We start from the raw sequence: 10809 nt of genomic DNA on the forward strand, positions 1-10809 counted from the left end.
GGAAAGGCTGGGCTTGTTCCCCTCCGCGTTGAACCGGGGTTCATCGTGCTGCTGGAGGGTCATCCCCCGATTGGAAGGCAGTCAGGTCGAAGTCGCCGTATTCGATCTTCTGAACAGCCCTCTCAAGCACCGGCACTGCCGCACGGTCGCCGTAGCGCGTGGCCTGATTGATGGCGGCCCAGCCGCCGAGCGCCAGGGCAGTTTCTTCCGGTATCTCCGCTCGCCGACATGCGTCACGAAATCCGTGCCGGAAGCTATGGAACACCAGCGAGCGTTCGTGGAAGCCCACACCCCTCTTGAAGCGCCCAAACCACTTGGAGAACCCATGAGAATAGCTGCCCTTAGTCCCTGGCTCTAGCTCGGGAAACAACCGCTCCCCGTCCTTCTGCTTCTGGGCAAATCGCAGAAAGCCAGCGTCCACCAGCGTCTTGTGCAGGGGAACGATGCGTTCGCTGGATGAGGTCTTGAGACGCTTGTCGGCTGCCCGCACGCCTTTGGCGTCGAAGACGCTGAGGTTGAGACATGGCACGCCGTTGACTTCAATGACATCGCTCGCATGCAACTGGCAGATTTCTCCGGCCCTCGCCCCCGTATAGGCGGAAAGAGCAGGCACCCAGAACCTTGAAGGCACGTTCTCTCTGAACACACGGAGCGCACCGAACAGCTTCTTCAGTTCGTCCGCCTCGAACCCCCTGCGTTTAACCTGCGGGTCGCCGCGCTCAACCAACCCCTGCACCACAACGGCCTTCACGCCGAAGTCCGCTCGCTCAGCCCACCTCAAAATGGCGGCGAAGTTCTGCATGTAGCCGCCAACAGTGTTGGGGGCGAGACCAGGGAGATTATGAGCCTGGGCGTATTCCACGGCCCCTCTCAACGAGAGGTCTCTCAACTTCTTCCGCTTCACCTTGTTCGGCGGAAACGCCTTCAGGAAGGTCAGGACCTCTATACAATGCTGCCGCTTGATCGAGCGCACCGGGAGGTCAGCACCGATGACCTCCTCCATCACCGCGAAGAGAAGGCGATACTTTCGCTCTGTGCTCTCCTCGCCGTGAAGGGCCGTCCGCTCCGCGCGATAGAGTGCAATGAGATCGCTGACCCGATGCCCCACATCCGCCTGTTCCACCCCGCCCGGCAGCGGCACCCCGGCCGGATGAAAGAGCGGGTCAAACTGCGCGCTTTGCCTGCCGGCGAGGCGATCCCGAACCTGCGCATTTTCACTTTGCAGCGCGCGCGCGACGAGTTCGCAGAGATAGGCGTACTGCGCGCTCTCGCGGTTGACTCGCGGGAACAGCAACTCGGTTTTCTGACTGCCAAACCGGCGTGGCCGCGATGCCATGCCAGCTTTCACTAGAAGCTGATCGGCGGCGTGTAGCGCAGCGTCGCCGCGACCGGGGTTGAAGGCGTCGAGATCGCCAGCGTCCTCGTCGAGCAACTGCAATGCATCCTCGACGGCAACGCGGTCAGTCGGATCGGGCAGCCGACTTAGCGACGCCGCCTTTCGATCATCCCACCAATCGCGAACAAGCCCTTCGATCTCGGCGCGGCTCAGAAGTTCGAGTTTCCCGAGAGCGAGCGCGCCAGCGACATTTCCTCGCTCGTGAAGTTCGGCACGCGTCCGTGCGAACCCACGCTCGATTTCCGCCAACACCGCTGGGTAGAGGCTCACGGCCACCCGCCGATCCTCGGTGTCGAGCGTCTTTCGTACCTGTTCGCCGGGGTAGCGGGCCAGATCAACAGGGACCTTCTTCCGCACCCACCATACGTTCCCGCGTGGAAAAATCGGGAGTTTCGCCAACTCTTCGTCGTCCATTGTGGCACAGTAAGGTGTCACAGGCCGCTCCGAGAAGCTGTTTAAGACCAAATATTTGAGGGAAATCAGACCCTCAAAAGCGCGCTGGTGGGCCCGGCAGGACTCGAACCTGCAACCAGACCGTTATGAGCGGCCGGCTCTAACCATTGAGCTACAGGCCCCTGCAGCGTTTGCGGCGGCCTGCGCGTTACCATGGCCTGCACGTCGCTTAAAGCTTGCGTTCAGGTGGGGCCTGCGACGCTTGCCCATCCCCAACACGGACTGGAGTTTTCCCCGATGAACAATCTGATGCGCGCCGCGGGCCTGGGCCTGGCGATCGCGACCGCTGCGGCGGCGCCTGCCGCCCTGGCCCAAACCGCGCCGCCTGCGGCCGACAGCCTGTTCCGGGCCACCACCCTGAACCTGGCCGCCTATGGCGAGGTGCGCGTGGAGCCGGACATGGCGACGATCACCCTGGGCGTCATGACCGAGGGCAAGACCGCCGCCGAGGCCATGACCGCCAACGCCCAGCGCATGAACGCCGTGATGGCCAGCCTGAGGAAATCCGGGATCGCCGAGCGCGACATCCAGACCTCGAACCTGAACCTGTCGCCCCAGTACCGCTACCAGGAGAACCAACCGCCGATGCTGGTGGGCTATCAGGCGTCGAACCAGGTGACGATCCAAGTGCAGGACCTGAAGCGCCTGGGCGCCGCCGTCGACGCCTCTGTGAACGCCGGCGCCAATCAGGTGCACGGCATCGCGTTCGGCCTGAAGGACCCGACCGCGGCCGAGAACGCGGCGCGGGAAGCAGCGGTGAAGGCCCTGGCGGCCAAGGCCGACCTCTACGCGCGGGCCACGAGCCACCGGATCCAGCGCCTGGTGTCGCTCAGCGAAGGTGGCGGCTACACGCCCCAGCCTCCGATGCAGATGATGGCCATGCGCGCCGAGATGAAGGATGTCGGCTCGCCGGTATCGGGCGGCGAACTGCGGGTCCGCATCGACGTGACGGGTCTCTACGAACTGGCCCGCTGACCGGCGGCTCCGGCCGTCCCGCCTACTGAGCCTCGAGGGGAGTCGACGGCCCGATCACCGCGATCGCGCCGTCGACGCCCAGCAACGCCTCGAGGTCGTCGAGCACCTCGCCGGGCCCCAGCCCCCGGGCGCGCCCGGCATAGGTTCGCGCCTTGGACAGGGCGCCGGGGTCCTCCGCGAGGCCGAGCACCTCGAGGCCTGGCGCGGCCTCGTCGATCGACCAGACCGTCCAGGTCGTGCGCGTCAGGCCGAACGCCGCGCGGGCCTCGTCCACCCGTTGCGCCGGATCGCCGTCCAGCAGCGTCGCCTCGAGCGCCCGGCGCGCAGCGAGCGCCAGTGCCAGGGCGTCGGGCGGGAAATCCGCCGCCGCCTCGGCGAGGACGACGCCGGCGCGCCCATCACGCGCGGAAAAGGCGACGAAGACGCCGGGCCCGGGCGCTCCGACAAGCCGGGCCGCCACCCGCCGCCCGGCCGCGTCCGCCGCGACCGGCGGCGACAGCGAAGGGCGCAGGGCCGACACGCTGGTGGCCGACGTGCGGCTCCGATCACGCCGAAGAAGTTCGCGCCGGCCCCGGGCCATCCGGCCCGACACGCTGGCCCGCATGAGGCGGACGGCGGCGCCCAGGTCGCGGGTCTCGCGGATGCGGAAGACGGCCTGGTCCGGCGCCGAGGCCCCGTCCTCCGCCGCCACCTGGGCGCTGTTCCGCGCCAGCTCGCGCCCGATCATGCGCGCGATCACCAGCGCCAGCACCAGGCCGACACCTCCCACCCCCGCGATCAGCACCGCGATCAGGCGCTGCAGCCCGGCCACCCGCTCGAACAGGGGCGCAGCGTCGATCCGCGCCACCACGGTGCGGCCCGCGCCGGCGTCGGCCAGGCCCAGGACATGCGGTCCGCCCTGGTCGAGCCGCACGGGCAGGGCGCGTGGCGGCCCCGCCGCCACCGGCCCGAGTCCCGCCACACCGCCTTCACCCGCCAGCCTAAGCGCCGGTCGGCCCGACTCGACGATCCAAACACCCTCCAGGCCGGGCGAACGGGCCACGGCCTGCTCCAGCGCCTGCGCCCGGACAGCATCGGAGAGCGCGGCCCGCGTGCGCTCTGGCGTCGACAGGAAAGCCGCCACCGTCACGGCAGCGGCGATCGCCTCGCCCTCCAGGCCCTTTTCGGCCTCGGCCTTCTCCCACACGTAGAGGAGACCGCCGTTCACCGCCGCCAGCAACACGAACAGGGGCGCCACCAGCGCCAGGAAGATCCGCCGGATGCTCACGCCGCCCGCCCCGCGTCCGGCGACGCGAGGGAGAGCGCCCGCAGGCCCACCACGAACTCGGGGCATTCCCGGGCGATGGTGAACACATGCGGCTTGGCGATCACCAGGGCGTCGAGCCCCGCGTCGCCCGCCACATAGTCGGCGGCCGCGGGGAGGCCGAACAGGAGGCCCGGCGCATCGAAGACCTCGGGCGCCTCGCCCTGTCCCAGGCGGGCCGCGCCGGCCACCCGCACCACCAGGAGGTCGGCGACGGCGCCCGCCGCCAGGATCACCCGCCCCGGCGCGTAGTGGCGCGCCCGCGCATGGCTGGCGATCAGCAGGAGCTCGGCGGTCTCGAGTCTCCGGAACGGCTCGGCCGCGCGCAACGCGAAGAGGCGGTCGATGACGTCGCTCCCGATCATGCGCCCGCCTCCACCGACAGGAGGCCCTGGCGCGCCACCGCCAGCTCGCGCCAGCGGCCGGCCAGGGCGGGATCGCCGGCGAGGCGGCCGGCCAGGGCGACCATCGCGCGATGCTCGAGGCGCGCCTCCAGCCCATCGCTGGCCGGTCGCCAGACGACGTCGCCGGCCTTCCCCCGCATCAGGAGTACCGGCGCGGCCGGCGGAAGCGCTGCGGCCAACAGCGCCTCGTCGCGCTGGCGATCCTCGGCCTTGGTGCGGCTCCAGGCGTCCCGCATGTCGGCCGTCAGCCTGGCCGCCAGTTCCGTCAGCGCCAGACGCAGCCGTCGCACTTCCCGCGGCGCCGGCGTGTCCGCCGGAGGCGCGGGATCGCCCGCGGCGATGCGCAGCGCCTCGGCCTTCAGCACCTCGATGGGCGCGGCCACCCACCGTACGATCAGGACGGTGACGAGGGCGCTCGCCATCAGCGAGGCCAGGCCGATCAGCGCGCTGGCGAACAGGGCGTTCTGGGTCGCCACCTCGATCACCGAGATGTTCACGTCGGCGCCCGCCGTGGCGACGATCCTGCCCGATCGGTCCACCACAGGCGCGGCGGCGGTCTTGAGCAGGCCCCACTGCTCCTGGAACTCGATGGGGGAAACATAGATCGGCCCGCCTTCGGTGGTGCGACGGAGGCCGGTGCGGGTTTCTTCGGTGAGCTCGTCCTCCGACCCCAGCAGCGAATGCTCGTCACCCACCGTGGAATCCAGGATGTAGATCACGTCCTTAAGGCCGCCGAGCACCTGGGTGTAGAGATAGGTGAGATCCAGCTCCTCCCGGATCCGCCGCATCGGCTCGACGTTGCGCAGATACTGCGGCATCGCCTCGACGGACTCGGCCGGCGCCCGCACCGAAGCCGCCTGTATGAGGAAGTCGTGGTCGGCGGGATCGACCAGCGCCCCGGTGAGCGCGCTGGTCGTCACCAGCTTGCGCGAGAAGCCGTCCAGGATGGTGTCGTACAGCCGGGTGTAGACCAGACCGCCCAGCCCGATCGCCAGCACGACGATCGCCGGCGTGAACGTCCGCCACAGCAGCGTCTTGATGGGGCTGGCGTCACGCAGCATAGGCGCGCCCGTCTCCGGCCTTGAGGACCGCAAGCGCCAGGTCCGGACGACGCGCCGCCACCTCTTCGACCACAGATGTCGACAGCCAGCGGGACCGGCCGTCAGCCAGAACGAGCTCCAGGGACGCCCCCGCGGGCTTCTCGCGCACCACCCGCCGGGCCAGCGCCGCCTGGGCGTCGATGGAGGCGGCGGACAGATCGGGCCGGGCGCGGATCGCTCCGACCAGATCCACCAGCGTGGGTTCGTCATCGCCGCCGGCCAGGATGCGGACGAGGCTCTCGCGATAGATCGGCGCCAGGCCCGGCTCGACAGCGCCCCGCGCGAGGGCGGCCAGCGCCTCGGGCGGGGCGAGATCGCGAAGCGCCTGAGCCGCGACGACGGCGTCGAAGCCCTGGGACGTGGCGGCCGCGCGGGCGAGGTCGGCGATCAGATCCCCGGCGTCCGCGGCCTTCACGCTCTCTCGCCCGCGATGCAGCAAGGGTTCAAGCCGACGCCAGGTGGGATGATCGACACCCGCCGCGATCGCTTCGATCGCATTGCCCCGGACCTTGGGATTGGCGGAGTGCAGCGACACGATCAGGAGGTCGAAGTCGGGCAGCCGCCCTCCGAGGGCCAGCAACTCCAGCACGAAGTCGACCGCCTCCGCGATCCGCTGACGCGCCGCCTCGGCCAGAAGACCCAGCGCCGGCGAACGGCCGGCCTGGGCCGCGAACCGCTCGGCGAGGCCCTGGCGCCGGACGGTGTCGTCCAGTTCCGCCCCCACCAGGCGATCGAGTTGCGTGAGGAACTGGGCGTGCGAGAGAACGCAGAGCGCACGGGCGGCCACGGCGCGGGCGCGATACGGGGCCTGGTCGTTGGCCATCGCCTGGATCAGGCGCGGCGCCGCCGCCTCGCCCATGCCGACCAGCATCGCTTCCGCCGCCCGCAGCTCCCGTGGTGTGAGCTGGGCGACAGCCGGCAGGATCTGCGGGATCGCATCGACGTCGCCGATCGTGGCCAGCATGTTCAGGACCGTGCGCCGGTCCTCCTGGTCCAGGTTGTCCAGGCCGGCCACCAGCGGACCGACCAGGCCGATGTCCCCGACGCCCACCCGGGCGGAAAGGGCTTCGAGGGCCGATTTGCGGACCGACGGCGAAGGATCGGCCAGCCCGGCGGCGAAGACCTCCGCCGGCTCGCCGTCGCCGGCATTCCCGGACGGTCCCGGCGGCGGCCCACCCTCCCTGATGTCGAGCAGCGCCTGCGCGGCGCGGGCGGCCCCGGACTCCTCGGCCCCGGACTCCGCCGCGTCGACCCGGGCCTGTAGGGCCGCACGGGCGGCCTCGTCGAACTCGGGCGTGGACTGGGCCAGTTCGCCGAAGTTCAGCCAGCCGCGGCGCATGTTGGCCTCCATCGCGGCGGGATAGGTGTGGCGCAGCAGCATCACGACCCCGACCAGGGCCGCTCCCAGAAGCACGCCGATGCCCGACAGCTCGCGCATGTCCACGTGCTTGGCGAGCAGCAGCAGGAAGGCGCCCGACAGCAGGCTCGCCAGCGGCTCGCACAGGCCCTCCACCACCGTCCGGAAGGGCCGTTTCACATGCGAGGGCGTCGCGTTGAAGAGCAGGTTCTGGTTGTTGTATTCGATCGACGTCAGCACGCCGTGGTAGGCGAAGAACGCACCGAGGGCGGCCAGTTCGCCGCCCACCAGGAAGAAGACCGCGAAGACCGCGAAATAGGTGAGCGGCAGGATCAGCGCCACGTTCCGCACGCCCATCCGCGTCACCAGCCGGTTGAACACGAAGAGGCAGACGACCAGGTTGAAGGCGCTGGCCGCCGCGTAGAGCTGGCCGAACAGCGCGGCCAGTTCAGCCTCGCTCCGCCCTTCCTGGAGCACGAGGGAATACTGATACTCGGCCAGGTTCGTCATCAGCAGGGTGACGAACAGCGTACCGACCAGAGCGACGGCGTAGGGCGAGGTTCGGAACACCTCGGCCACCATCCGCGCCTGATCGCGCACCCCGTGGCTTCCTTCGTCCAGGTCGGCGTCGCTGTCGGCGATCCTGGGCCAGCGGCGGCGCAGCATGAGCGCGACCGGGGCCGTGGCGAGCGCGAGGCCCGACCAGACCAGCATGAAGCCGTGCATCGGCAGGACGTTCGCCAGCACGCTGACGATCAGGGCCCCGAGGGTCGTCCCCAGGGCGCAGAAAGCCGCGAAGAGCGGGAACAGGCGCTTGGCGTCCTGGATGTCGAAATAGCTGTCGGTGAAATTCCAGAACAGCGAATAGAGGCCGATGTACCAGACGGCCAGATACAGCTTCAGCGCATAGTAGAGGCCCGTGTTCCAGGGCGCCGGAAGACCGAGCTCCATCAGGCCCCACAGCAGGGCGCCGCCGAAGATCAGCAGGCCCAGCGTCACCTCCACCACCCGGTCTATGGAGAAGCGCACCAGGAGGTAGGAGAACACCGCCGTGTAGACCAGCATCACCACCGGGGTGAGCAGGAAGATCACCGGCAGCTTGTCGGCGCCCACCTTGGTGAGGAAGGCGGCGTCGCCGGCGGCGAAGCCGACGCCCATGCCGGTCTGAAGCAGGAGTCCGAACAGGCCGAACTGGAGGAGTTTCGACCACTCCCCCGCCTCGACCCTGAACAGCCGGCTCGCCAGACCCCGCACCCGATCCCCCCAATCCGTCACACGTTAACGGCCTGTCCGTAATTCCCTATGATTAGCGATACGTTCCCTTCCAAGCCGTTGCGGGGCCACAAGCGCGATGAACGACGCCCCAGGGGACGCCCCGAGATCTGTGCGCCACCGACGGTGGCGATTCCGGCTCAAGACGCAACTTCTGCTGTTGCTGGGCGTCCTGAATCTCGTTTCGGCCGTCGCCTATTCGACCGTGCTCTATCAGATCGATCGGCGGGAGATCATCGCCGGGATCGACGGGCGACTGACGACTGCGGTGCTGGCGGTCAACGAGATGGTCCCCGACCTCTACCACGCCCGCATCATCGGTCCCGACTCCATCCCCCGCGAGGAGTACGGACGGCTCCAGTACCGCCTGTCACGGTTCGCCCAGCGGGCCGACCTCGTCTACGTCTACACCTACATGCGTTTCGGCGACGAGATCCGCACGGTTTCGACCAGCGCCACCCAGCGGGAGATGGAGACGCGGCGCGAGGTGCCGTTCTTCGCCCTCTACGAGCGTCCGCCGCAGGCGCTGCGCCAGAGCTTCGCCGACGGCAAGATGCGGTTCGACGAATACGACGACGAGTTCGGCCACTTCCGCTCGCTCTACCTTCCGGTCCGGGGGGTTGACGAGCGGACCTATGTGGTCGGGGCCGACGTCGACCTGGGCATGGTGCGCCAGAGGTTGGCCGGCGCGCTGCGGACGGCGATCACCGTCGGCATGATGATCTTCGCCGCATCGATGGCCATCGGCTGGCTGCTGGTCGACCAGCTGGTCCAGCCCCTCATGCGCCTTACCGCATTCACGGAGAACATGGGGCAGCGGAACTTCCGGCCGGACGAGCGCGAGGTCGCGGCGATGCACGCCATCAGCCGCCGGCGCGGCGACGAGGTGGGCAGCCTGGCCGAGGCCATGACCGCCATGATCGCCCGCCTCCAGCGCTATCTGGTCGACATGCAGGCCGCGACGGCGGCGCGCGAGCGGGTGGAGGGCGAACTTTCGGCGGCCCGCGACATCCAGATCGGCATGCTGCCCCGCACCTTCCCGCCGTTCCCCGAGCGGGGCGAGATCGACATCTACGCCCTGCTGGAATCGGCCAAGCATGTCGGCGGCGACCTCTACGACTACGCCCTCCTGGATCGCGACAGGCTGTTCTTCGTGGTCGGCGACGTCTCGGGCAAGGGCGTCCCGGCAGCCCTGTTCATGGCCATGACGATGACGCTGTTCAAGGCGACCGCGCTCAACACGAGATCGGCGGGCGAGATCATGGCCAAGGTCAACGACGAACTGGCGCGCGACAACGCCGGCCAGATGTTCGTGACGGCCTTCTGCGGCGTGCTGGACCTGCGGACCGGCGAGGTGGAGTACGCCGACGGGGGCCACGAGGCGCCGTTCGTCCGCCGGGCCGACGGCGCGGTCTCGCGCCTGGCCAAGGGCGGCGGGATCGCGCTCGGCGTCATGGACGACATGCCGTTCCGCACCGAGCGCTTCCAGCTCGCGCCAGGCGACGCCCTGATCCTGTTCACCGACGGCGTGTCCGAAGCCGCGAACCTCGCCGACGACCTGTTCACGGTGGGCCGTATCGAGACGGCCCTCACCGAGGCTCGGGCAGGCGGTTCGGCGCGCGCGCTGGCCGAGGGCCTGGCCGACGACGTGCGGGTCTTCGTGGGCGAGGCGCCGCAGTCCGACGACATCGCGATCCTGGTGGTGCGCTGGGACGGCGCGCCTAGGCCAGGCTGACCGGCGCCCAGTCGCGGCCGTGCATGCGCTTCAGGTAAAGGCGCATGTCGGCGATCATCTTTCGCAGCCCCTCGATCGACGCCGGCTCGGCGCGCAGGGCCGCCGCCATCAGCGGATCGGCGTCGACCTCCCACGGCAGGAAGTCGAAGGCGGTCTCGGCGTCGAGCATCCACAGGATCGGATAGGGCCGGCCGAACAGCACGCCCTTCAGCGGCTCGCGGCCCATGATGTAGACCGCGGCGCTGGCTGCGTTCCGCGCGCTGAGCACCGTCTCGAGCACGTCGAGGGAGATCGTCAGGCACCCGGGCCGGGAGAACTTCGAAATGCGGAATCCCAGGTCGATATCGGGGCCGATGTAGTCGATGTGCGCCCCGTTCTTGGAGGAAAGCTCGGGAATCTCGATCTGGATGTTCGGGCCGTCCACATCGGCGAGCCAGGCGGTGCCCTTCAACCGCAGCGGCAGTTCCTCGAAATGCCGCGCCTCGTACATCCGCATGGTGCGCTGGAGCACCAGGAGGATCGAGGTCAGCTCCTCCGCGCCCGACGGCTCGGTGGCGAACACGACCTCGTCGCCCATCACCTTCCAGACGTCGATCGACGGCGTCGCGTCGTCGTCCAGGAACTCGAAGCCGATCTGGCCGGCCAGCATCAGCGGAAAGCTGGAGAAGAAGGTGCGGAACACCTCCAGCCAGCCGTCCGCGTCCTGTCCCGTGAACCGGGCCTTGAACTCGGTCGAGCCGGCCATGTCGACCGACAGGAACAGGCGAGGCATTCTGGCTTCCCTCCCCGCGGACCCTGGGTCCGCGGGCCGGCC

General features: G+C 69.2%; 8 protein-coding genes and 1 tRNA gene. 2 read left to right on the forward strand and 7 right to left on the reverse strand.

From position 1 onward, the window contains the following. Positions 1–40: 40 nt before the first annotated feature. Both WG212_RS07145 and WG212_RS07150 read right to left on the reverse strand, forming a co-directional pair. Complete coding sequence (locus tag WG212_RS07145) at positions 41–1810, reverse strand: site-specific integrase (protein ID WP_337186391.1); 1770 nt, start codon at positions 1808–1810, stop codon at positions 41–43. Positions 1811–1895: 85 nt separating this feature from the next. Beyond that, positions 1896–1971 (reverse strand) — tRNA-Ile (locus tag WG212_RS07150). 115 nt (positions 1972–2086) lie between these two features. Between WG212_RS07150 and WG212_RS07155 the strand changes: the two genes are divergently transcribed. After that, complete coding sequence (locus WG212_RS07155) at positions 2087–2824, forward strand: SIMPL domain-containing protein (protein ID WP_337186392.1); 738 nt, start codon at positions 2087–2089, stop codon at positions 2822–2824. A 22-nt stretch (positions 2825–2846) separates the two neighbouring features. On the opposite strand, the gene WG212_RS07160 is transcribed toward WG212_RS07155, so the two are convergent. The 4 genes from WG212_RS07160 to WG212_RS07175 are packed head-to-tail and all read right to left on the reverse strand — an operon-like array spanning position 2847 to position 8242. Then, complete coding sequence (locus WG212_RS07160) at positions 2847–4091, reverse strand: hypothetical protein (RefSeq protein ID WP_337186393.1); 1245 nt, start codon at positions 4089–4091, stop codon at positions 2847–2849. Further along, complete coding sequence (locus WG212_RS07165) at positions 4088–4492, reverse strand: hypothetical protein (RefSeq protein WP_337186394.1); 405 nt, start codon at positions 4490–4492, stop codon at positions 4088–4090. The genes WG212_RS07160 and WG212_RS07165 overlap by 4 nt, the downstream gene beginning before the upstream one ends. Continuing rightward, positions 4489–5592 (reverse strand): hypothetical protein, encoded by a 1104-nt coding sequence (locus tag WG212_RS07170; protein ID WP_337186395.1) that lies wholly within the window; start codon positions 5590–5592, stop codon positions 4489–4491. Before WG212_RS07170 ends, WG212_RS07165 begins: the two co-directional genes overlap by 4 nt. Then, positions 5582–8242 (reverse strand): hypothetical protein, encoded by a 2661-nt coding sequence (locus WG212_RS07175; RefSeq protein ID WP_337186396.1) that lies wholly within the window; start codon positions 8240–8242, stop codon positions 5582–5584. Before WG212_RS07175 ends, WG212_RS07170 begins: the two co-directional genes overlap by 11 nt. A gap of 130 nt (positions 8243–8372) precedes the next feature. Here WG212_RS07175 and WG212_RS07180 point away from each other — a divergent pair, with 130 nt between their 5' ends. After that, complete coding sequence (locus tag WG212_RS07180; RefSeq protein WP_337186397.1) at positions 8373–9995, forward strand: SpoIIE family protein phosphatase; 1623 nt, start codon at positions 8373–8375, stop codon at positions 9993–9995. Here the strand turns inward: WG212_RS07180 and WG212_RS07185 are convergent. Beyond that, entirely contained in the window at positions 9982–10767 is a 786-nt protein-coding gene (locus WG212_RS07185) for a hypothetical protein (protein WP_337186398.1), read from the reverse strand. The two genes, WG212_RS07180 and WG212_RS07185, sit on opposite strands and share 14 nt — an antisense overlap. Between the last annotated feature and the right edge of the window lie 42 nt (positions 10768–10809).

Origin of the sequence: Phenylobacterium sp. (assembly GCF_037189685.1) — a bacterium.
Taxonomy (GTDB): Bacteria; Pseudomonadota; Alphaproteobacteria; order Caulobacterales; family Caulobacteraceae; genus Phenylobacterium.

Coding starts and splice junctions, on each gene's coding strand:
- WG212_RS07185 (WP_337186398.1), bottom strand. CDS start 10,767: ATGCCTCGCCTGTTCCTGTCGGTCGACATGGCCGGCTCGACCGAGTTC.
- WG212_RS07145 (WP_337186391.1), bottom strand. CDS start 1,810: ATGGACGACGAAGAGTTGGCGAAACTCCCGATTTTTCCACGCGGGAAC.
- WG212_RS07155 (WP_337186392.1), top strand. CDS start 2,087: ATGAACAATCTGATGCGCGCCGCGGGCCTGGGCCTGGCGATCGCGACC.
- WG212_RS07165 (WP_337186394.1), bottom strand. CDS start 4,492: ATGATCGGGAGCGACGTCATCGACCGCCTCTTCGCGTTGCGCGCGGCC.
- WG212_RS07170 (WP_337186395.1), bottom strand. CDS start 5,592: ATGCTGCGTGACGCCAGCCCCATCAAGACGCTGCTGTGGCGGACGTTC.